Source organism: Ruegeria sp. BB7, from assembly GCF_056539365.1.
The window spans coordinates 209,386-232,317 of the sequence record NZ_JBQFUV010000002.1 but is presented as its reverse complement, the minus strand read 5'-3'; the positions used below and the strand labels follow the sequence as shown (position 1 = coordinate 232,317).

The following is a 22,932-nucleotide window of genomic DNA, read 5'->3' as shown; positions in this document are numbered from 1 at the left end:
GCTTGCGTATCGATTCGACCATGAGGGGAATTCGAAATGTGATATCGCTGACGTACGGACAGAAACTGTCTCTGGTTGCGGCAATCCCGCTGGTCGCGGCCGTAGCGGCGATTGCATTGCTGGTCGCATACGAATCCCGCGCCACCGCCGAGCGTGAAATACAGGCGCTGGAACAGCGACTGATCGAAGCCAAGAAAGCAGAACTGCGGAATTATGTCACTCAGGCCCGGAACGGGTTTGCCTATATCTACGGTCGCGCCTCTCCGGATGACGCCGTTGCCAAGAATCTAGTGACACAGATTTTGTCTGCCATGATCTATGGGAAAGACGGGTTCTTTTTCGTCTATGACTACGATGGCAACAATTTGGTCAGCCCGCGCCAGACAGAATTCATCAACCGCAACTGGGTGGGCCTGACCGACAGCGATGGCACTCCGGTCGTGGACGAGTTCATCAACCTCGCCCGTCAAGGTGCCGGGTGGCACAGTTTCATGTGGCAAAAGCCTTCGACCGGTGAAGAAGCACAGATGATAGCCTATGTCGTGGGCCTTCAGGACTGGCGTTGGGCCGTCGGCACGGGTGTTTTCATTGACGACATCGTGGCGACCGTCGCCAACGCCCGCGCCGAGGTCGAGGCGCGAGTGCAACGGACTTTCAGGTATATCGGCGCAATCGTTCTGGCAGCGGTGTTGATCGTCTTTGCCTCGGGCATGTTGCTGAATTTCCGCGAACGAAGGCTGGCGGATGCAAAGCTCAAGGAACTGACCCAGCGCGTGTTCGATGCGCAGGAAGAAGAACGCGGTCGCGTAGCCCGAGAGCTGCATGACGGGATCAGCCAAATTCTTGTTGGCGTACGTTATGCGCTGGACAACGCTCGACGGCGTCTTGAACGCGGCGACGACGACAGCGCCCGTGATCCGCTGGACAAGGGGATCGACAACCTCGGCACAGCCATTACCGAGGTCCGCCGCATCAGTCGTGACCTGCGCCCTGGCGTGCTGGACGATCTGGGGCTCGGTCCGGCGGTCAAGGCGCTTACCGACGATTTCCGCGAGCGCACCGGGATCGAAACCCAATTCTCGACGGTCGTATTCCGCAACCGGCTGGACCAGGATGCCAAGATTGCTCTCTACCGCATCGCCCAGGAGGCGCTGACGAATATCGAGCGCCATGCAGACGCGACCCGTGTTACAATCGACCTGCGCGGTCACAAAAAGGGCGCGACCATGCGCATCACCGACAACGGTCGTGGCCTGCCCCGCGAACAAGGCGCTAGCACCGGGATCGGGCTGCGCAACATGCAAGAACGCATCGAGCAGCTTGACGGGTCGCTTCGTATTCTGTCATCACGCGGCCCGCGCGGCGGCACGGTGATCGAGGTCACCCTGCCACTCAGCCACCTGCTTCCGCCGCAGGAAGACGCAACTCCGAACCGAAAGGCCGGTACATGAGCATCCGAGTTCTCATAGTCGACGACCACCCGATGGTGGCCGAAGGGATTCAGTCGATCCTCGAAAGCTACGATGATATTGAGGTGGTTGGCACGCTCGGCACCGGTCAAGAGGCGGTTGATCGAGTCGCTGACCTATTCCCCGATGTGATCCTTATGGACCTGAACATGCCCGGCTTAGGCGGGCTTAGCGCGACAGAAATCATTCTCGAGCGCGCACCCGACACTCGCATTCTGATCCTGTCAATGCATGACAGCCCGGAATATATCTCAACCGCGTTAAGCCACGGCGCCAAGGGTTATGTCCTCAAAGACGTACCGACAGAAGAGATCAAACAGGCCATCGACGCAGTCATGCGCGGCGAGCAATATCTTTGCACAGGAGCCAGCGGATCGCTGCAACCCAAAGAAGGCGGGGCACGCGAAGCGCTGACAGGTCGCGAACAAACCATCCTATTGGAACTGGCGCAGGGCAAATCCAACAAAGAAGTCGCGCAAACCTTGGACATCTCGGTTCGCACAGTCGAGACACACCGCAAGAACATCAAGCGCAAGCTGGGCATCTCTTCTACCGCTGGCCTGACCCGCTACGCGCTGGAACACGGGGTTCTTCAGGGTACTAGCCCTGGTTTCTAGGCACACGCAGCGCGCAGCGCTGCCTGGCCCAACTGGCGGAGATGCGCCGCAGGCGCATCGACAACAGGCGGGAGCGCCTACTCCCTCGGACGGATATCTTGGCCAAAGAACACTAGGGTTCCGTCTTCATCAATGATATGGAATTCACGCTGCTGATAGGGCTGGTCAAATGGCGGGCGCACGCGCCCCTCGGGCAAATCCGCCAATCCCGGTCGCAGGACCTCGTACAGGTCGTCAATCTCATCCACATCTATATAGAATGATTGTTCTTCACCCAACTTCCGCCCATCGTCACGCGGCGGGCACTCCAACAACCGGATCGCCACGGACCCCAGCGACAGGAACGCGTAATTGTCTTGCCGGAACCCGCAAGAAAACCCCAAACGCTGGCAATAGAAATCAACCTGTTTCTGCAGGGAAGAGCACAAAACAAATGGCGTAAGCTGCAAAATCTTCGGCATCAAAGCCTCCAGCCTTCAAATGATCCAAGGTCAGCCTAGCATAGCTCAATCCAGCAACTGATCCTTTCTCAACCCTTCCCTCTCATGATGATGTGGCAGCACACGTCCGTAAAGCTGCCGGGTCCGCTCGACACCGCCGCACATCCCTTCCGCTTCGACAAAGGAAAAAATCCCAACATACCGGCTGCGCGTTCCGGCCACCGGAGCAACCCTGTGCAACGCGTACCGCCCCTTGAATACCTGCAAGTCCCCCGGTTGAAGTTCCAGTTCACGCACCCGCGCCCTGTTTCCATCCAGAATCGAAGCCACGGCTTTGAAATTCTCATCATCCGATGTGCGAAGGTTCGGCACATATTCGAAGGTTCCTCCAGAATCTCCGTTCTGAATCGCCAATGTAACTGTGTAATTGTTGGTGTCGAAATGCCATGGAAAGCCCTGCCCCTCTTCGACCACGTTGATAATCACATCAGCCAAAGGATCATCATAGCGAAAGAACTGGTCTTCCGGCTCATCCAGCGCATCCCGAACAAAGGGCATAAACCATTCATATTCGTAAATGCGACGCAAGGGCCCGGACGCAGGGAAGTTATCTGCCGGCACAAAGGCATTTGAACGATCATAGAAGCGGCGGATCGGGTGACCGATCCCAAAGCGCGGATCATCCTTGGTGAAATAAGCATTTGTTCGATTGAAAGACCGATGCGCCCGTGGGGCGACATCATCCGCTTCGCGCACCAGCTGCTGCAACCCCTCTTCATGCACAAACCCGGGCAAAACTGCGCAGCCATCCTGATCTAGTTCGCGCCTTAGATCCGCAATCATCTGATCATAAGCCCGAGAGCCCGGCCGATCGATCGGGTAGCGCCCCAGATCAACCAAGTCCTGTAGCATCATCTGCCTCCCTAAACAGTTCCTTTGTAATCAGCGTGACTCAGAGAACTGCTTCGCTCATGTCTATTTTAGACATCGCCTTGACGCTTTCAGACCTGATCCGACCCGACCCAAACCCGTCAATCGGGCCAGATTTGGCGAAAATTCCCAGCCTGCGGCAATCCGCGCAATAAAATGTCGCAAAATTCACCCATCAGGTTACAAAATTGGTGCAATTGCCTGTTGACGCCCCTTCCCCTCACTCATAATGTCCCTTCACGCAAAAAAGGAGCCTCTGGCGATGAAAGCGCTAGTCGTAATCGTAGGAAACACGCGCATGGGCCGGTAACGGTAAACCATAATCGAACCCATGCGCCTCCGAAAATCTCGGGGGCTTTTTTTTATGCTAAACGCAAGACACATGTCGCGAACGGAGCAAAGCAGATGACACGTGAGATGACCGGCGCAAAGATGGTAGTTCAGGCCCTCAAAGATCAGGGTGTGGACACGGTATTCGGATACCCCGGCGGCGCCGTGCTACCGATCTATGATGAGATTTTTCTGCAAAACGATATCCGTCACGTTCTGGTGCGGCATGAACAGGGCGCGATCCACGCAGCCGAAGGGTATGCCCGTTCAACAGGCAAGCCCGGCGTTGCATTGGTGACATCAGGCCCCGGCGCAACCAATGCGGTGACCGGCCTGACGGATGCGTTGCTGGACTCGATCCCGCTCGTTGTTCTGACCGGGCAGGTTCCGACATTCATGATCGGCTCGGATGCGTTTCAAGAGGCTGACACCGTTGGTATCACCCGCCCCTGCACCAAGCATAACTGGCTGGTGAAGGACACCGACTCGTTGGCCGAGACCATCCACGAGGCGTTCCACGTTGCAATCTCGGGCCGCCCCGGTCCGGTGCTGATCGACGTGCCGAAGGACGTTCAATTTGCGTCAGGCGAGTACAGCGCACCGAAGCCGTCGACCTCGCATTACCAGCCAGTTCTGAAGGGCGATCTGGAAGAGATCACCGAATTGGTCGCGGCGATAGAAACGGCGAAAAAGCCTGTTTTCTACACCGGCGGCGGCGTCATCAACTCGGGCCCTGCAGCCAGCCAGTTGCTGCGCGAACTGGTGGATGCGACCGGGTTCCCGATCACTTCGACCCTTATGGGGCTGGGTGCCTATCCCGCATCGGGTGAGAACTGGTTGGGTATGCTGGGTATGCACGGTCTCTACGAGGCCAACCTGGCAATGCATGACTGCGACCTGATGATCAACGTCGGCGCGCGGTTCGACGACCGGATCACCGGGCGGATCGATGCGTTCTCGCCGAATTCGAAAAAGGCGCATATCGACATTGACCCCTCGTCGATCAACAAGGTCATCCGCGTTGATATCCCGATTGTCGGCGACGTCGGCCATGTGCTTGAGGATGTCCTCAAAGTCTGGAAAGCACGCGGCCGCAAGACCGATGCGGCGGCTGTTAAGCAGTGGCAGTCGCAGATCAGCGATTGGCGAAAGGTCAACTGTCTCGCCTACACCAACAGCGAAAAGACCATCAAGCCTCAATACGCACTGCAACGCCTGGAAGAGCTGACCAAAAACCACGATCGCTATATCACCACCGAGGTTGGCCAGCACCAGATGTGGGCTGCGCAATACCTTGGGTTCGAAGACCCCAATCGCTGGATGACCTCGGGCGGTCTGGGCACAATGGGCTATGGCTTCCCTGCCTCGGTCGGCGTGCAGATGGCACACCCGGATGCGCTGGTGATCAACGTGGCTGGTGAGGCATCGTGGCTGATGAACATGCAGGAAATGGGCACCGCGGTTCAGTACCGCCTGCCCGTCAAACAGTTCATTCTGAACAACGAGCGCTTGGGCATGGTCCGCCAGTGGCAAGAGCTGCTGCATGGCGAACGCTACTCGCATAGCTGGTCCGAGGCCCTGCCCGATTTCGTCAAGCTCGCCGAGGCGTTTGGCGCCAAGGGCATCCTGTGTTCCGACCCCGCCGATCTGGACGACGCGATCATGGAGATGATCAACTATGACGGCCCAGTGATCTTTGACTGTCTGGTCGAGAAGCACGAGAACTGCTTCCCCATGATCCCGTCAGGCAAAGCCCATAACGAGATGTTGCTGGGCGAGGCCGAGACGCAGGGTGTGATCGATTCCAAAGGTTCGGTTCTGGTTTGAAGAATTACTGTTGGGCGCTGCCGCTCGCCCAACACCACAAGGATGATGAAAGGGACGTAAATGTCTGCCCTACATATCAAAAAAGGCGCTACACGCCATTCCGCCTATAACCTACGCCCGACCTTCTCGGACGTGCAGGAACAGCACACAATCGCGGTTTTGGTTGAAAACGAACCCGGAGTTCTGGCCCGTGTAATCGGCCTGTTCTCGGGCCGTGGTTACAACATCGAAAGCCTGACCGTGGCCGAGGTCGACCATACTGGCCATCTCAGCCGCATCACCATCGTTACAACTGGTACACCGCAGGTGATCGAACAGATCAAGGCACAGTTGGGTCGTATCGTTACAGTTCACGACGTGCACGACCTGACCGTCGAAGGCGATGCAGTCGAGCGCGAACTGGCGATCATCAAGGTCGTTGGCGAAGGCGATAAACGGGTCGAGGCGCTGCGTTTGGCCGATATCTTCCGTGCCAATGTGGTGGACAGCACCCTGAACTCCTTCATCTTCGAAATAACCGGCGCGCCCGACAAGATCGACGCTTTCGCCGATCTGATGCGCCCGCTTGGTCTGGTTGAAGTGGCCCGTACCGGTGTAGCTGCCCTGCTGCGCGGAGAGTAATTAGCGCCCCCACCCTCTTCGGACCGCCGATTAGGGTGGGGGAATTTCGACCATTCGAATTCGATCTTCATGGCGGGTTTGGTCGATGTGATCATCATCGGCACTATATTGCCGAAAAGATCATGCAAATTAAAATAAACCCTATTGCGTTTGTGGCATTGAACGTTAGCCTCTGAGGTACGACGCGGCGTTGGGATGCGCTCGTTTGTGTTATCGATACGTTTGATACGTAGTCTCGGCCAATTGGTCGAAGACAATACGTGTATCAAAACGAGTTGCTGGAACCTGGGACGCCAATGACCAAAGACATCCGTAACCCGGACGAATTGCGTAGGATGTTCGGAGCCAACCTCAGGCGCCTGTCTCAGCAATATTCCTCGGTTTCAGAGCTTTGTCGCCAACTCGGTGTCAACCGAACACAGTTTAACAGATATCTGGGTGGAGAAAGCTTTCCCCGCCCTGATGTGCTGGACCGCATATGCCGATTTTTCGAAGTCGATGCCCGCATACTGTTGCGACCATTGGATGAAATCGACCACCCGCCAACACATCCGGCAGCTTCGGCCCTGACTGATTTTCTGGGGTCCGGCCCCTCAACCTTGACCGAAAACCTATTTCCCGCCGGCTTCTACTATGCCACTGAAACCGAGTTGGACGAACCTCGGCCTTCTCGGCATCGGTTGTTCCACGCACGCCGATTGCCGCAATGCACTCTGGTCCGAGGATATGAACCTCGCCCCGGCATGCCGGGTGCTGCCCCCACTGATCGCGAGGTTCAAGGCATCGCCGCTTGCGCGGGGCGACAGATTTATATTCTGATGTCCAGCCGGGCCTCTCAAAACAGCCGGATTTACCTAGTGACGCGCGGGTCCGAAGACCACTCCGACCGCTGGCGTGGAGTCGCGATCTGCCTGTCCAAAACGACGGCCAGTGCGACAACGACGCGTCGGATTTTGTTGCGGCATCTGGGCGAAAATCCATCGGCCATTCTGGCCGCTGCGCGTACGGCTCGCCGGTCTGAGCAACCGGCACCGCAGGCTGTTGGCTAGGGCTGAACCACGCCCTCCGTTGGTGCCTGTGTGATCAGACGATAGAGATGCCAACTTGCGTGCCCAAGCAGAGGCAGCACAACGAACAACCCCAAAAACCACGGGATCATGGCCACAAAAGTCAGAATTGCGATGAAGGCACCCCACGCTAGCATTACAACCAGATGGTCGCGGACATAGCCAAAACTGGCGATCATGGCGGTCACGAAATCCAATTCTCGATCCAGTAGCATTGGGATCGAAAGAACCGTAATCATATACAATACCGTGGCGAATACAGCGCCTACGACGGTTCCCACCGCCAGCATCGTCAAACCGTTGGAGGTCATGTAAACCTCTAATGACGTGGATACATTGGTCATGGTCGACAGCCCCATGAACAACGCAAAAATCATATGGCCCAAAAAGAACCAGAATAGAAACATCACCACGATGATTGCACAGATTGATGGTAATTGGCGCCGCCCCTGCTGTATGACAACGCCGAATATCGACTTGAAATCCAACGGCTCTCCCTGCTCAAGCCGATGCGAGACCTCATACATCCCTACAGCCGCGAAGGGCCCGAGCAACGGAAACCCGATCGCCGCAAGCACCAGCCAATATGATGTGCCTGTCTGGACCGTCACCCATGCAATCGCCCATCCGGCCAGCACATAAAACCCCGCAAACAGCAGGCCAAATACGGGCGCTCGGCGAAAGTCGGCCCAAGCACGGCGCAGAGCCTCGCTTAGCATCCCCATATTTACCGGTCCCATGCCTGGAACACCAAATGGCTTGTCCATAGTGTCTTTCCTCCCTTGCCGACCTTGTTTAAGCCGGTCGTTTTTGCGGCCACCTCGTGGCCAAGTGATAAGCCTCGCCAATTGACAGGATTTCGGCATCGGATCCACGTGGGCCAAATAGCTGCATTCCCATCGGCAAACCATCTGCACCAAATCCTACAGGGACCGACAGACAAGGCAATCCGATCAGGCTGACCGGCACCATCACCTCCATCCAGCGATGATATGTATCCATACTTTTTCCTGCAATCTCTGTCGGGTACGGCGTTTCTATCTCAAACGGCCACACCTGCGCTGAAGGCAAAACCAAGGCGTCGAAATCGCGCAGAAATTCGGTCGCGCGTCTGAACCACGCCGTCCGAACAACGCTGGCCTGGTGCACCTGCATCGCGGTTATCGCCAACCCCCGATCCAACTCCCACTGCGCGGTATCCTTCAACGCCGCGCGATGTTTGGCCAACGGTGCCAAACCTGCCGCAACGCTCCAAGACCTCAAGGTTATCCAACTGTCCCAAATTTGTTCGGCTTCGAAAGGTGGAGGTACGCGGACAACCTCAGCCCCCAATTGGTCGAACACGGACAACGCTTCGAGGCACAAATCCCGGATGCCATGCTCAAACGGGTAAGCCCCACCCCAATCATCCAGCCATCCAATCCGCATTCCACGCATATCAGCCGCTGGCACAGGCGACACCTCCCGGCTGGCAACTTCGTAAGGTTGCCGAGGATCTGGCCCCGAAATCACATCCAGCAGCAGACCCAGGTCCTGTGGGCTGCGCGCCATCGGTCCAAGCGTAGACAATTGATGCAAGAACCCATCCCCTTCAGGCTGCGAAGGCACACGCCCCCAACTTGGCCGGAACCCGTAAACATTGTTCCAGGCCGCCGGATTACGCAGGCTGCCCATCATATCGGACCCATCCGCCAATGCGACCATCCCCGTTGCCAGCGCCACCGCAGCCCCGCCCGACGATCCACCAGATGTCCGCGTCGGATCATACGGGTTGCGCGTTGCCCCATAGACTGGATTGAAGGTGTGCGATCCCAACCCAAACTCGGGTGTATTGGTCTTGCCAATCAAGATCGCCCCGGCGGCCCGTATCCGCGCAGCAATCAGGTCATCCCGTTTGGGCACATGGTTCTGAAATAAAGACGAGCCCTGCGAGGATACGATCCCCGCTACATTAGACAGATCCTTGATCGCGATCGGCAGCCCATGCAACGGCCCCCTGTTTGGACCGTCGTCCAATGCTCGCGCCTCAGAGATCAATTCATCAGGATCGCGTATAGCAACGATAGCATTCGCTGACCCGTTGACAGCCGCAATACGGTCCAATGTCCACTGCATCAACTCAACCGCAGACATTTGCCCGGCAGACAGCGCATTTTTCAAATCGACGGCAGTCGTTTTGCTCAAATCCATCCCAGGCTCATCCCTCTCTCAAGATCAGCCTAACGAGGGCACACCCCCATTTAAACCCATTGTTTAAATGTATCTTTTCCGCCAGAGGACAAAACCGGGATCCGCTTCATCTGGCCCAAAATATCTCGGGGGAGGCTCCGCTTGCGGAGACGGGGGCAGAGCCCCCTGCCCGCGTCAGTCGCCCTGCGCTTCAGACCGGCTTTTGCCCGCCACGTTCAGCGCCAAGGTCGCCGCCATGAATCCGTCTAGGTCACCGTCTAGTACACCTTTGGTGTCCGAGGTTTCATGGTTGGTCCGCAGGTCCTTGACCATCTGATAGGGCTGCAACACGTATGACCGGATCTGGTTGCCCCATCCTGCATCGCCCTTAGCCTCATGCGCGGCGTTGATGTCGGCATTACGGCGATCCAGCTCTTGCTGGTACAGGCGCGACTTCAGCGCCTTCATGGCAATGTCACGGTTCTGGTGCTGCGATTTCTCGGAGGAAGTCACAACAATCCCGGTCGGAATATGCGTGATCCGCACCGCCGAGTCCGTCGTGTTCACGTGCTGACCACCCGCCCCCGAAGACCGATAGGTGTCGATGCGGATTTCCGAGGGGTTCACCTCGATCTCGATATTGTCGTCAACCACAGGGTAAACCCAGACCGAGCTGAACGAGGTATGCCGCTTGGCCGCCGAGTCATAGGGCGAAATCCGCACCAAGCGGTGCACGCCGCTTTCAGACTTCAGCCAGCCATAGGCATTGTGGCCGGAAATCTTGTAAGCAGCGGATTTGATCCCCGCCTCTTCGCCCGCAGTCTCGGACTGCAGTTCGACGGTGTAACCTTTCTTCTCCGCCCAACGCACATACATCCGCGCCAGCATCGAGGCCCAATCGCAGCTTTCCGTACCACCTGCGCCCGAGTTGATTTCGAGGAAGGTGTCATTGCCGTCCGCCTCGCCGTCCAGCAACGCCTCAAGCTCTTTCTTGGCAGCCTTGGCTTTCAGCTTTTTGATGGCGTCTTCAGCGTCGCTGACGACCTCTTCATCCTCTTCCATCTCACCCAGTTCGATCAGTTCGATATTGTCGTTCAGATCGGTTTTGATGGACTCGTAAGTCTCAATCGCGTCGACAAGCAGCTGACGCTCGCGCATCAGTTTCTGCGCGTTTTCGGGATTGTCCCACAGGTTGGGGTCCTCGACACGCGCGTTGAATTCCTCAAGACGATGAGGGGCGGTTTCATAGTCCATACGCTGCGCCAGCAGCTCCAGCGACTTTTCGATTTCCGCCACGGTATTCTGGGTTTCGGCGCGCATGGTCTTGTCCCAACTTGCTCAATCAGGCCTGCGTGATAGCAAGAGGTTCGGGGCACCACAAGACAGCGAAGCCCCGAAACATATCAGTTGTCAGTAAAGGCCGCCGCCCTGCAGATCACCCTGGCTGGCATTGGGGCCTACGGTGATGGTGTCGCCGGTCGACGTCGTCACCTGACGGCCCGAACTGGCCTCTTCGAACAGCGGCAGGTCGGACCCCATCGCAAAGCCGCCATCATAGACGCGGTCGATAAAGCCATCGACGCCATCGCGGAAGTATTCGGCCACGACATAGTCGCCGGTCGCATCCGCAGGAAGGCGCGCGCCGCTAAAGCGGTCGATCTTGATAAAGTGGCCTCCCTCGGGCACTTCGAATGGACCGCCGCCGTATTTCTCGACGGCTTTTTCCATGAAGCTCTGGAACACTGGGCCACACATGGTGCCGCCATACGCCCCCCGTCCCATCGGACGCGGGCGGTCATAACCAATATAGCAACCCGCCACGATATTCGAGGTAAAGCCGATGAACCACGCGTCCTTGGATTCGTTGGTCGTACCGGTCTTGCCCGCTGTTGGTACCGGCAGGTTCACATGGGCCGAGGCCGTACCCCGATCCACAACGCCTTTCATCATTGAAGTCAACTGATACGCGGTGATCGCGTCCATAACCTGCGAGCGGTTGGTTTCGATGGTCGGGGATTCGTCCGGCTCCAGCCAGGCCGAGTTACAATCCAGACACTGCCGATCGTCGTGGCGATAGATCGTCTTTCCAAAGCGGTCCTGAATACGGTCGACCAGAGTTGGCTCAAGCCGTTCTCCACCGTTGGCGAACATCGCATAGGCGGTTACCATCTTGTAAAGCGTCGTTTCCTCGGACCCCAACGAGTTCGCCAGGAAGGCCCCCATCCGGTCATAGACGCCGAAGTGCTCTGCATATCCCGCGACAACTGGCATTGTGACCTCTTGCGCCAGACGGATCGTCATTAGGTTCCGCGATTGCTCGATTCCGGTACGCAGAGGCGTTGGGCCGTAAAATTTGTTCGACGAGTTTTTGGGACGCCACAGCCCTTGGGGCGTGTTCACCTCAATCGGGGCGTCCACAACGATGGTGGCCGGGCTATAACCACTGTCCAGCGCGGCGGCGTAGACGAACGGCTTAAAGCTCGACCCCGGTTGGCGCTGCGCCTGCGTGGCGCGGTTGAAGACCGAATCCTGATACGAGAACCCGCCCTGCATCGCCAGAACACGGCCCGAGTTCACGTCCATCGCGACAAAGCCGCCCTGCACTTCGGGCACCTGACGGGCGGACCATTGGCCCTCTTCCCCGGCCATGACCAGAATGACATCGCCGCGTTTGAAATTGTCTTGGAAATTGCCCTGCATCCATTTGATGTCCGAACGCGGCACTATGCCGTCGGCGGGGCCATCTTCGATGCCGACGGTGAGGGATTGATCCGCCACATTCAGGACCACGGCCGGATACCACTGCGTCGGCAGCACCACATCGCGGGGGATTTCCATGATCGCCAGCGCTTCGCGCCACTGGGATTCATCTGCCAGTTTTTCTTCGGGAATCACCTCACCTGTGCCGCGCCACTTACCGCGTGAACGATCGTATTTCTGCAAAGCCGTACGCAGCGCCCTAGCCGCTTCAACCTGCATTTCCTCATCGACCGAGGCGCGCACGGTAAAGCCGCCGGTAAAGAACTCACCCTCGCCAAAATCCTCGCTCAGTTGGCGGCGGATTTCATCGGTGAAATAGTCACGTGGGGGCAGTGCGGTGCGGAAGCTTTCGAAATCGCCATTCTGGACCGAGCGCAACGGCATGTTGACCTCGGCCTCGTAAGTGGCTTGGTCGATATAGCCGTTCTGCTGCATCTCGCGCAGCACGTAATTGCGGCGCGCCAGCAGGCGATCTTTTTGGCGAACCGGGTGATAGTCTGACGGTGCCTTGGGCATCGCTGCCAAAGTGGCGGCTTCGTGCGGCTCCAGTTCTTGAAGCGTCTTATTAAAATAGGTCTGCGCCGCAGCGGTCACGCCATAAGAGTTCTGACCCAGGAAGATCTCGTTCATGTAAAGTTCGAGGATCTGTTCCTTGTCCAACGTATCCTCAAGCCGGGTGGCTAGAATGATCTCTTTGATCTTACGTTCCGCGCGACGGTCGCCGGACAGCAAGAAATTTTTCATTACCTGCTGGGTGATCGTGGATGCACCACGCACGTTTTCACCCTTGGACTTCACCGCCTCGACCCCAGCGGCAATGATACCGCGCGGATCATAGCCCTGATGGGTGTAAAAGTTCTTGTCTTCAGCCGAGATAAACGCCTGCTTAACCAGATCGGGAATTTCTTCGGACGGCGTGAACAAGCGTCGCTCTTGGGCGAATTCGTCGATCAAATGCCCCTTACCGGAATAAATCCGGCTAATCGTCGGCGGCTTGTATTGCGCCAGCGATTCATGGCTGGGCAAGTCGCGCCCGTACATCCAAAAGACTGCACCGATCACCAGCGCAGTCATGAAAATACCCAAGGTAACGAGGCTGAAGATCGCCCCGAAAAACGAAAGAATGAAACGGATCACGTTACTGCCTTTTATTCGCGCTGCCGCCTATATAGTGGTGCACCGGCGCAGGGTCAAAACACGATGGCCAATATTAGCCGGTTTGTGCCGCAGGGTCACTGCCCAATCAGGGACCGTTTGACCAGATCTTCCTGCCGCCATTTCTCCAGCCCGTTCAGAATGCCGCGTGCCATACCCTTACGCCACTCAGGATTTTTGATGTTTTTCAAGTCTCTGGAACTGGACAAGAAGCCAAGCTCAATCAAAACCGACGGAATATCCGCTGCTTTTAGAACTGAAAAAGATGCCATGCGGATTGGACGGTTGTTCATAGGCCCACCCTGCTGCGTCATGCCATCAGCAATCGACCGCGCCAGAGCATTGGTGCGGGGCTTGGTTTCCTGCCGCGCAATGTCCAGCAGAACGTCGGCCACCTGATCATCCGCACCGCTTAGGTCAACGCCCGAGATCAGATCGCCCCTGTCGTGTCGCTCGGCCAGCTTGTGGCTGGCCACGTCCGAGGCGTCATCAGATAGCGTATAGACCGCCGCACCATGTGCCCGGCCCTCGGATAAAATATCCGCATGCAGCGAGATGAACACGTCCGCCCCCGCCTGATGGGCAAGCGCAATCCGGCGTTCGAGGCTGACGAAATGGTCGTCCACCCGTGTCATCACCACCTGATAACCACCCGCGCGCAGCAGCGCCTCGCGCAGTTCGCGGGCGAAAGTCAGCATCAGGGTTTTCTCATCCGTCCCTCCGGCCTCGGCACCCGGATCAATCCCACCATGGCCCGGGTCCAGCATCACCAGCAACGGACCAGTCCCGTCTCGCCCCGGCGCAACAGGTGTCACCGCCGGTTCCGGCAAATCCCAACCCGGTTGTCGGGGCGCGCCTGCGCTGGCGGTAAAGCTGTCAAAATCTGTGCCGCTCAAGCTAAGCGACAGCCGCGCTGTCCCATCAACCTCATTCACCCTCAGGTCTGACGTTGCCACGGCCAGGGGCGCGCCAAGCTCTAGCACCATCCGGGACCAGCCAGGCACATAGGCCCCAAATTGCACACCGCTGATCCGATCGGTTTGCAGGAAACTGTCAGCCTCCAACCCGGTCCAATCGACTTCTTGGAAATCAAGTACCATGCGATATGGATCGCGCAGCGTGAACACCCGATAGGGCACACCCTGGCTTAGACCAAGCTCGATCCGCACGCCGGAGCGGCCGTCATCTGTGATACGGCTTTGATCCGGCAACACACGTGCAAGTGCGCTGAAATCATGCGCGAATGCAGCACTGGTCAGCGCCCAGATCAGCGCGATAGCGTAGAGAATCCTGCTCATGGCCTCAAGTTTTCCCGAGATCGTTTGACCAACAACCTAACGGACCTGAGTGTTTTTGTGAACGGGCTAAGCCGGAGTTGTGATCGCACCGCGTTCAGTCATGAAACGCTGCAAGCGGAACAGGCCTTCCTCGATATCCTCCGAGGACCGCGCGTAAGAAAAGCGTAGCGTGTGGTGTCCGCGGGCAGGGTCGAAATCCAAACCCGGCGTGACGGCCACCCCGGCCTTGTCCAGAATTTCGGCTGCAAAGGCGCGGCTGTCATCAGTCAGATCAGAAACATCGGCGTAGACATAGAATGCACCATCAGGCGGCGCGATATTGGTGAACCCGGCCTTGGGCAGACCGTCCAGCATCAGGGCGCGATTGCGGCGGTAAACGTCCAGATTGGCCTGTAACTCTTCTTCGCAATCCATCGCGGCCAAAGCTGCCAATTGGCTGGCATGGGGCGCACAGATGAACATGTTCTGGGCTATGCGTTCGACGACGCGCACCTGATCCTCGGGCACGACCATCCAACCGACCCGCCAGCCCGTCATCGAGAAATACTTGGAGAATGAGTTGATCACATAGCACTCATCCGTCAACTCAAGCGCGGTAACTGCTTTGGCCTCGTATTCCAGACCGTGGTAAATTTCGTCGCTGATGAACGAGGCCCCCTGCCCATGCGCCGCCTCGATCAACGCACTCATCGCCACGTGATCCAGCATGGTGCCGGTCGGGTTTGCAGGTGATGCAACCATCAACCCCTGCAGGTCCAACCTAGCAAAGTCTGCTGGCACGGGCTGCAGGCGGTTTTCCGGCGCAGTCGGCAAATCGACTGGCACCAAACCCAAGGCTTTCAGAATCTGCCGGTAGGACGGATAGCCCGGCGCGCCGATGCCGACACGGTCGCCACTGTCGAACAACGCCGTGAACGCCAGCAGGAATCCGCCTGACGATCCGGGGGTAATCACCACGCGTTCAGGATTCAGGTCGACATCATACCACTCACCATACAGACGTGCGATCCGTTGCCTCAGCTGAGGCAGGCCCAAGGCAACTGTATAACCCAGCGAAGCCTCCTCCATCGCCTTGGCCAGGGCCTGCACAGCCCCTTTGGGCGCGCCCGTACCGGGCTGGCCAACCTCCATGTGGATAATGTGGCGCCCAGCCTCTTCGGCGCGGCGTGCGGCCTCCATCACGTCCATCACGATAAAGGGATCGACCCCGGATCGGGTTGAGTTTCTCATGCCCATCTCCCATGTTGCAACCATGGCTTTTGAACGCTTATCCAGGGTGGCGTCAATCCCGGCCCTGTTGCTGGTGGCAGTAACATGGTTCACAAGTGTTGTCCCTGCGACCGCTCAAAGCCTGATCCGGGATCCTGATATCGAATACGGGCTGCGCGAACTCGCCTTTCCCGTTCTGCGTGCCGCAGGGCTGAACACCAATCGTGTGCGAATTTTTGTGGTCAACGACAGCACGTTCAATGCCTTTGTTGTCGACTACAACGCGATCTACTTGAATTACGGGCTGATCCTGACAGTCGAAAGCCCCGAGATGCTGCAGGCCGTCATCGCCCACGAGGCCGCGCATATCGCCAACGGCCATCTGGCCCGTCGGGTGGAAAACCTGCGGGCGGCTAACCGCAACGCAGGCTATGGAACCGCATTGGCGCTGATCGCGGCGCTTGCAGGTGGCGGCGAGGCCGCGGCCGGGATCGCCGCCGGCACCCAAAGCGCGGCCCTGCGCAGTTTTCTGGGCCATACCCGTGCCGAGGAATCCTCGGCCGACCGCAGTGCTGCCAGCTATCTCAGATGGGCCGGGATTTCACCTTCGGGAATGGTCGCATTGCACCGGAAATTCGCAGGACAGGAGTTGCTGAGCACCATCAATCAGGATCCCTATATGCGCTCGCATCCCACCAGCCGCGAGCGTCTGCGCGCGGCTGAGGCGTTTATGGCCGAATACGACGACTGGTCAAAATCCGACCCGAATGCGGATTACTGGTTTGCTCGGGCAACAGGTAAACTATCGGCTTTTCTCAGATCGCCTATATGGACCATGCGGCGCTCCAAAGAGGAAAGCGCAAAGGATGTCCGCCTGATGCGCGAGGCTGCAGCCTATCACCAGAACCACGATCTGGCCAATGCACGCGCAGCGATCGACGGCGCATTGGCCATCCGCCCGAACGATCCGTTCTATTATGAACTCAAAGGCCAGATCCTGTTAGAGAACCGTCAGGTGAAAGACGCGATAACTGCGTACGGAAATGCGGTTGAAATGGCGCCGAATGACTCATTGATCCTAGCAGGGTACGGGCGCGCTCTTCTGGCACAAGGTCAGACGAAGAACGCCCTGCAAGCGCTTGAAAAAGCTCGGGCTAGAGATTACCGCAACGTCCGCCTGCTGCAGGACCTTGGTGTCGCATATGCGAAAACAGGCAACAACGGCATGGCCTCGGTTGTGACGGCAGAACGATATGCCTTGCAGGGCCGCTTGGCTGATGCTGGTATTCATGCAAAACGAGCCGTCAGGCTGTTACCCGAAGGCTCACCGGGTTGGCAAAGGGCGCAGGATGTGCTGATTGCCTCGGAACGAGCTGATAAATCAAAAAGGAAACGGAAATGATCCTCAGACATGCAGCACCCGCCCTTCTGGGGCTTTCCATGATTGCAGGCCCGGCTCATGCGCTGGATCTGAATTCGCTTAGCGAGGCAGAGAAAGCGGAATTTGGCGCGCAGGTACGGGAATACCTACTGGAAAATCCCGAAGTGATAATCGAGGCAATTAACGTCCTCGAACAGCGTAACGCCATTGCCGAGGCCGCCGCGGATCAAGAACTGGTCGCTGCCAATGCCGAAGAAATTTTTGATGATGGCTTTAGCTGGGTTGGAGGCAACCCCGATGGCGACATCACATTGGTTGAATTCATGGATTACCGCTGTGGCTATTGCCGCCGTGCGGTGCCCGAAGTGACCGAACTGCTGGCCGCCGATGGCAACATTCGGCTGGTGATCAAGGAATTCCCGATCCTCGGGGATGCCTCGGTCCTGTCTTCGCGCTTTGCTGTCGCGACCAAGCATGTGGCCGGCGATGACGCTTATAAACAGGTGCATGACGCGCTGCTGGAATTCAGCGGCGAACCAAACGAGATATCTTTGCGCCGGATTTCAGATGGATTGGGGCTGGATACTGACAAAATCATCACGGCGATGGATAGCGATGAAGTCACGGAAGAAATCGCTCAGACACGCCAACTGGCACAAAAGCTGCGGATTTCGGGCACGCCTTCCTTTGTCCTGGGTACTGAAATGCTGCGCGGCTTCCTGCCCGCCGAGCAGTTGTTGCAGATCGCCAATGCGGTTCGTGCTGAACAGGGGTGATTGGAATGGGGCGGTCCATCCGCCCCGCCCGTTCATAGACCGGATAGCTTTTCCGCCCGGCGTACATACTCGTCGTCGAACCGACCGAACCCGTCATCCAACCACATTCGAAAGCTGGCCACAGGCGTCATACGATCAAAGCAGCGCATGGACTGGAGTTGCGCCCCGCGTGGGGTTTTGACGAAAGTTCGTTCATATACCCCACTTGAGCCACTCGCCCCCTCTTTCGCGCTCAACGCGTTAAAGCGCACCCGTACAGCCGCGCAGGGTTCCAGTTGCTCAATGGTCTGCAGTTCTTCCACCCGCGTCAATTCATCGACCTGCGACACTTCAACAAAGCTCGCACCTGCCTCAACCCATTCCATGGAAACGGTTTTTTCCTCTCTGTAGGTATCAACCGTATCAGGTGTCACAACAAGGAATGGCCACAACTCCTCAGGGCTGAGGCGCGTTTGAACTTTACTATGGAATGCCCGTTTCTTGGCCGGAAGAAACCGGTCCAGCCACCCACCGGCGTAAACGAAAAATATCAGCTGCAGAAACATGACGGACAAGACCAGAAAGGTAAATTCCGAAAAGCTGGTCTCGACCTGCTGTATGGCCAAATGGACGCCGATGAACGGCAGCGAGAACGCAATAGCTTCCATACCCATTCGTACAGAGGCGAACAAAAGAGCAATGGCCATCAGCACGGGCGTCAAGATCAGAGTAAATGCGGCCCCGTATGCGAGTTGAAACGGAATTCCGAACAGAATCCGATCGTCGTTCATGCCCGCGATCAGCCCCGCAATGAATGTCAGCAACACAATGATGATGAATCTGCGCCTCTCACGATACAGGCGGCGTCTCAGCGAAATCATACCTATCTCCAAATAACTTTGACGTGTTGTGGAGAGAGATTGAGGCGCAAGTTTGGCAAGCGCGCGATTAACGCGCCGTGCCAAAAGTTGTTTCTGCCGGGTGCTTTTGCAGCAGCGTTATTCAGCTGCCTCAGCGGCAGCGTCCAATTCCGCCGCTTTCTTCTCAACCTCTTCCACGATATGGTCGACCATCTGATCGTTGGACATTTTGTGGCTGGCCTTGCCCGCCAGATAGACCATGCCTGACCCAGCGCCACCGCCGGTAAAGCCCACATCAGTCATTAGCGCCTCACCGGGGCCGTTTACGACGCAGCCGATGATCGACAGGCTCATCGGGGTTTTGATATGCTCTAACCGCTGCTCAAGTGCTTCGACCGTCTTGATTACGTCAAACCCCTGCCGGGCACAGGACGGGCACGAGATGATGTTCACGCCGCGATGTCGCAGGCCCAGAGATTTCAGAATCTCATAGCCAACCTTGATCTCTTCTACAGGGTCGGCAGACAAGCTAACACGGATCGTGTCACCGATGCCCATCCACAGCAGGTTGCCCAGACCGATTGCCGATTTGATGGTGCCAGACACCAGACCTCCGGCTTCGGTAATGCCCAGATGTATGGGCGCATCGGTGGCCTCGGCAATGCCCTGATAGGCAGCAGCCGACAGAAACACGTCACTGGCCTTCACGCTGATCTTGAATTCGTGGAAATCGTTGTCCTGCAAAATGCGGATATGCTCCAATCCGCTTTCGACCATCGCCTCGGGGCACGGCTCACCGTATTTCTCAAGCAGATGCTTTTCCAGACTGCCCGCATTCACCCCAATCCGGATTGAGCAGTTGTGGTCGCGCGCGGCCTTGATGACCTCTTTCACACGCTTCTCATCGCCGATATTGCCCGGATTGATCCGCAGACAGGCGGCACTGGCCTCGGCGGCCTCGATCCCGCGGCGGTAGTGAAAGTGGATATCCGCCACGATCGGCACCGGGCTTTCGCGGACGATCTCTTTCAAGGCTTTCGATGACGCCTCATCCGGGACCGAAACGCGCACGATATCCGCTCCAGCTTCGGCAGCAGCCTGTACCTGCGCCACGGTCGCCGCCACGTCGGTCGTCAGAGTGTTGGTCATGGTCTGCACCGCTATCGGCGCGTCACCCCCGATGGGAACATCCCCGACCATGATCTGACGAGATTTGCGGCGGTAGATATTGCGCCACGGGCGAACGTGATTGAGCGACATAAGGACGGATCCAAGGCAACCTGAGTTGCGTCTTTAGATAGTCCGGCTAGTGGACCATCGCAATGGCTAGATCACTCGGCGGGTTCTTCGGAAACCTGCGCCTTAAGTTCGGCCACCAATTGTTTGAGCGCGCTGTTCTGTTCGGCCTCAAGATCGGCAACAGCATAGGCCTCTGCAACGGCATCCTTAGACAGGACCACGCCCTTTGCTACGGTCCCTGGCGTACCAACAGGCCCGAAATGCTCTCCGTTCATCGAGAAAAAGACCGACCCGGCAGCACCGGCGCGCAACAGCGGCGGTTCTTCGGTCAGAGGAACCTCAAACACACTGCCCTGCTCGACCGTGCCAAGCGTGCCTTCGAAAATCACACTGCCATCAGAGGCGGTAACCCGCATCCAAGCAGGATCAACTGCAACAATCTTGAGCGTTGTATCAATCTGCTCGACCACTTGCGGCAAAGCCGGGCGCTCAACAGTGTGAACCTCAGCCACTTCAATCTTTGGCGGTTCCTCCGGAAGGAAACTGCCAACCTTGCGCGGATCGAGTGTGGAAATGGGCGCGTCGCGTGCGACCAGAACCGGAACGTCCAACGCCTGCGGGCGATACAGGCGGTCCAGCGCCTCGGCACTGGGTGTATCTGCAACGGCAACATCGGTTTCGACACTTGCGCGCGCCGCATCCAACGGATCAAGATCAGCCAGAACCACCGGCGCCTGTTCAACCGGGCTGACCTGCACTTGCTGAATCTTGTTCAGCACCGACCAGCCGCCATATCCAATGCCACAGATAACAGCGACCAGCACCAGCGATGATCCAATAGCCCGCGGTTCGATCTGGCTGACGATGGATTGCCTACCAGGAATGTAAGGTGTGTTAGGCGAGATAAACGGATCACGGCCCATTGGCCCGCGAGCCGGCAAATCACCCGAAGGTTTCCGCACGACCGAAGCTTCGGCGGACATACCATGTGCGACCTCAAACCCGCTTTCCTTGCAGAATGCGACAAAGGTCTCATCCGGGTTCATTCCCAGATAGCGGGCGTAAGAACGCACATACCCGGCGATGAAACCGGGTGTGTCGAATGCGTCTGGATCGGCATCTTCAATGGCAGCGATGTAATTGGCTTTGATCCGCAGCTCGCGCTGCACATCCAATAGTGACTTGCCCATGGTGGCACGTTCACCGCGCATCATATCGCCAAGACGTACCTCATAATCGTCATACCCCTTCGGTCTAACGTCGGTATCGCCCTTGGAATCGCGCTGTGATCTGCGCCCAATCATCCCTGCTGCCCCATTCTGCCTGCGCGTGTTTCACGCTAACGGCGAATCGCCCCATTAACGATTCGTCCGTTGATTTTGTTAGCTTAAGCTTAGCACATAGCAAACACGATGCACACTTAGGCGTGAGGTTAACCCGCTAGTTCGGCGCGATTTAGCGCACAATGTGACCAAAGTTCGTCCATCGCCTGCACCAGACGGTTTATTTCGTCGGGTCCATGAACAGGCGAAGGAGTAAAGCGCAAGCGCTCAGTTCCACGGGGAACGGTCGGGAAATTGATCGGCTGTACGTAAATTCCGAAATCGTCCAGCAGTCGGTCACTTAGGATCTTGGTGTGCACCGGGTTGCCAACGATCACTGGCACGATATGGCTGCCATGGTCGATTAAAGGCAGCCCCAACCCTTTCAGCCGAAGCTTGAGAATCTTGGCTTGGGTTTGATGCTGTTCGCGCAATTCCGGTGCCGTTTTGAGATAAGCAACCGAGGCAGCCGCCCCTGCCGCAACTGCAGGCGGCAATGACGTGGTAAAGATGAACCCCGGCGCGTAGGAGCGCACGGCGTCACACATTTTCTCGCTGGCCGCGATATAACCGCCCATCACACCGTAAGCCTTGGCCAACGTACCGTTGATGATGTCGATGCGATGCGCCAGGTTGTCCCGCTCAGTGACACCGCCACCACGCGGGCCGTACATACCAACGGCGTGCACTTCGTCGATGTACGTCAGAGCACCGAACTCGTCGGCGAGATCACAAATCGCTTCGATAGGGCCGAAATCGCCATCCATCGAATAGACAGACTCGAAAGCGATCAGTTTGGGTGCGTTCGGATCATCGGCCTCGAGCAACTCACGCAGATGGTCCAGGTCGTTGTGGCGGAAAATGCGCTTGGCCCCGCCGTTGCGACGAACACCTTCGATCATCGAGGCGTGATTCAATGCATCGGAATAAATAATCAGACCGGGGAACAGCTTGGGCAGTGTGCTCAATGTTGCGTCATTCGCAATATAGGCGCTGGTGAACAGCAGCGCGGCCTCTTTGCCATGCAAATCAGCCAGTTCAGCCTCAAGCCTTTTGTGATAGACCGTGGTTCCCGAGATATTACGCGTACCACCTGACCCTGCACCGGTTGCATCTACGGCATCGTGCATCGCATCCAGAACAACCGGATTTTGCCCCATGCCCAGATAGTCATTGCCACACCACACCGTGATGTTCTGCTGCGACCCGTCAGGGCGCGTACGCACAGCATGCGGGAAATGGCCATTGCGGCGTTCGATGTCTATGAAGGTCCGGTAACGTCCTTCATCATGCAGCCTGGCAATCGCTGTATCGAGCTGAGCAGTATAGTCCACCGGTGTCTCCTTACCTGCCCGACCAATGCCGCCATCGACCGGACATCCTGTTCTGACGCCTGCATCGGATGAATCCGAGTGAGCGCCGATGCGTTCCCTTGTGCCCATCACGTATAAACAACATTGGGATCACATATTTGATTTGCATC

The 22,932-nt window shown here is 57.3% G+C and carries 19 protein-coding genes; 7 read left to right on the top strand and 12 right to left on the bottom strand.

The genetic code is table 11. The features are described 5' to 3' along the window. Nucleotides 1-20: 20 nt before the first annotated feature. Nucleotides 21-1,451: a cache domain-containing protein gene (locus tag ACR0D7_RS06210; RefSeq protein ID WP_480678200.1), complete on the top strand. Its 1,431-nt coding sequence runs from the start codon at nt 21-23 to the stop codon at nt 1,449-1,451. Then, nucleotides 1,448-2,086, top strand: a complete 639-nt coding sequence (locus ACR0D7_RS06205; protein WP_480678199.1) for a response regulator transcription factor — start codon at nt 1,448-1,450, stop codon at nt 2,084-2,086. The genes ACR0D7_RS06210 and ACR0D7_RS06205 overlap by 4 nt, the downstream gene beginning before the upstream one ends. Nucleotides 2,087-2,163: 77 nt before the next feature. Here the strand turns inward: ACR0D7_RS06205 and ACR0D7_RS06200 are convergent, their stop codons facing one another. Beyond that, nucleotides 2,164-2,547: a bleomycin resistance protein gene (locus tag ACR0D7_RS06200; RefSeq protein ID WP_480678198.1), complete on the bottom strand. Its 384-nt coding sequence runs from the start codon at nt 2,545-2,547 to the stop codon at nt 2,164-2,166. Between the two features lie 45 nt (nt 2,548-2,592). Further along, nucleotides 2,593-3,438: a HalD/BesD family halogenase gene (locus ACR0D7_RS06195; protein WP_480678197.1), complete on the bottom strand. Its 846-nt coding sequence runs from the start codon at nt 3,436-3,438 to the stop codon at nt 2,593-2,595. Nucleotides 3,439-3,861: 423 nt separating this feature from the next. On the opposite strand from ACR0D7_RS06195, the gene ACR0D7_RS06190 reads away from it, so the two are divergent. From ACR0D7_RS06190 to ACR0D7_RS06180, 3 genes are all read left to right on the top strand, one after another. Then, nucleotides 3,862-5,613: an acetolactate synthase 3 large subunit gene (locus tag ACR0D7_RS06190; RefSeq protein ID WP_170382860.1), complete on the top strand. Its 1,752-nt coding sequence runs from the start codon at nt 3,862-3,864 to the stop codon at nt 5,611-5,613. A gap of 60 nt (nt 5,614-5,673) precedes the next feature. Next, entirely contained in the window at nt 5,674-6,234 is a 561-nt protein-coding gene (gene ilvN / locus ACR0D7_RS06185; protein ID WP_170382858.1) for an acetolactate synthase small subunit, read from the top strand. Nucleotides 6,235-6,530: 296 nt separating this feature from the next. Continuing rightward, complete coding sequence (locus ACR0D7_RS06180; RefSeq protein ID WP_480678196.1) at nt 6,531-7,283, top strand: helix-turn-helix domain-containing protein; 753 nt, start codon at nt 6,531-6,533, stop codon at nt 7,281-7,283. Here the strand turns inward: ACR0D7_RS06180 and ACR0D7_RS06175 are convergent. From ACR0D7_RS06175 to ACR0D7_RS06150, 6 genes are all read right to left on the bottom strand, one after another. Continuing rightward, nucleotides 7,280-8,068 (bottom strand): DUF2189 domain-containing protein, encoded by a 789-nt coding sequence (locus ACR0D7_RS06175; protein ID WP_480678195.1) that lies wholly within the window; start codon nt 8,066-8,068, stop codon nt 7,280-7,282. The two genes, ACR0D7_RS06180 and ACR0D7_RS06175, sit on opposite strands and share 4 nt — an antisense overlap. A gap of 28 nt (nt 8,069-8,096) precedes the next feature. Continuing rightward, the gene (locus tag ACR0D7_RS06170) at nt 8,097-9,491 is read right to left on the bottom strand and encodes an amidase (RefSeq protein WP_480678194.1); all 1,395 of its coding nucleotides are present in this window, start codon (nt 9,489-9,491) and stop codon (nt 8,097-8,099) included. A 174-nt stretch (nt 9,492-9,665) separates the two neighbouring features. Then, complete coding sequence (prfB, locus tag ACR0D7_RS06165) at nt 9,666-10,790, bottom strand: peptide chain release factor 2 (RefSeq protein WP_480678193.1); 1,125 nt, start codon at nt 10,788-10,790, stop codon at nt 9,666-9,668. Nucleotides 10,791-10,880: 90 nt separating this feature from the next. Further along, entirely contained in the window at nt 10,881-13,367 is a 2,487-nt protein-coding gene (locus ACR0D7_RS06160; RefSeq protein WP_480678192.1) for a penicillin-binding protein 1A, read from the bottom strand. A gap of 95 nt (nt 13,368-13,462) precedes the next feature. After that, nucleotides 13,463-14,683 carry an N-acetylmuramoyl-L-alanine amidase gene (locus tag ACR0D7_RS06155; protein ID WP_480678191.1) on the bottom strand — a complete coding sequence of 407 codons (1,221 nt, stop codon included), beginning with the start codon at nt 14,681-14,683 and terminating at the stop codon, nt 13,463-13,465. A 66-nt stretch (nt 14,684-14,749) separates the two neighbouring features. Further along, nucleotides 14,750-15,913, bottom strand: a complete 1,164-nt coding sequence (locus tag ACR0D7_RS06150; RefSeq protein WP_480678190.1) for a pyridoxal phosphate-dependent aminotransferase — start codon at nt 15,911-15,913, stop codon at nt 14,750-14,752. Between ACR0D7_RS06150 and ACR0D7_RS06145 the strand changes: the two genes are divergently transcribed. Both ACR0D7_RS06145 and ACR0D7_RS06140 read left to right on the top strand, forming a co-directional pair. After that, on the top strand, nt 15,912-17,294 hold the full coding sequence (locus tag ACR0D7_RS06145) for a M48 family metalloprotease (protein ID WP_480678189.1): 1,383 nt from the start codon (nt 15,912-15,914) through the stop codon (nt 17,292-17,294). The two genes, ACR0D7_RS06150 and ACR0D7_RS06145, sit on opposite strands and share 2 nt — an antisense overlap. Continuing rightward, nucleotides 17,291-18,049 (top strand): DsbA family protein, encoded by a 759-nt coding sequence (locus ACR0D7_RS06140; protein WP_480678188.1) that lies wholly within the window; start codon nt 17,291-17,293, stop codon nt 18,047-18,049. The genes ACR0D7_RS06145 and ACR0D7_RS06140 overlap by 4 nt, the downstream gene beginning before the upstream one ends. 32 nt (nt 18,050-18,081) lie before the next feature. Here ACR0D7_RS06140 and ACR0D7_RS06135 read toward each other — a convergent pair whose 3' ends face one another. The 4 genes from ACR0D7_RS06135 to hemA form a co-directional block, all read right to left on the bottom strand. After that, on the bottom strand, nt 18,082-18,909 hold the full coding sequence (locus ACR0D7_RS06135) for a hypothetical protein (protein ID WP_480678187.1): 828 nt from the start codon (nt 18,907-18,909) through the stop codon (nt 18,082-18,084). A gap of 117 nt (nt 18,910-19,026) precedes the next feature. After that, nucleotides 19,027-20,148, bottom strand: coding sequence for a flavodoxin-dependent (E)-4-hydroxy-3-methylbut-2-enyl-diphosphate synthase (gene ispG / locus ACR0D7_RS06130; RefSeq protein ID WP_480678186.1), 1,122 nt, complete (start codon nt 20,146-20,148; stop codon nt 19,027-19,029). Nucleotides 20,149-20,219: 71 nt separating this feature from the next. After that, nucleotides 20,220-21,431 carry a helix-turn-helix domain-containing protein gene (locus ACR0D7_RS06125; RefSeq protein ID WP_480678185.1) on the bottom strand — a complete coding sequence of 404 codons (1,212 nt, stop codon included), beginning with the start codon at nt 21,429-21,431 and terminating at the stop codon, nt 20,220-20,222. A gap of 128 nt (nt 21,432-21,559) precedes the next feature. Next, nucleotides 21,560-22,783, bottom strand: coding sequence for a 5-aminolevulinate synthase (gene hemA, locus ACR0D7_RS06120; protein ID WP_480678184.1), 1,224 nt, complete (start codon nt 22,781-22,783; stop codon nt 21,560-21,562). Between the last annotated feature and the right edge of the window lie 149 nt (nt 22,784-22,932).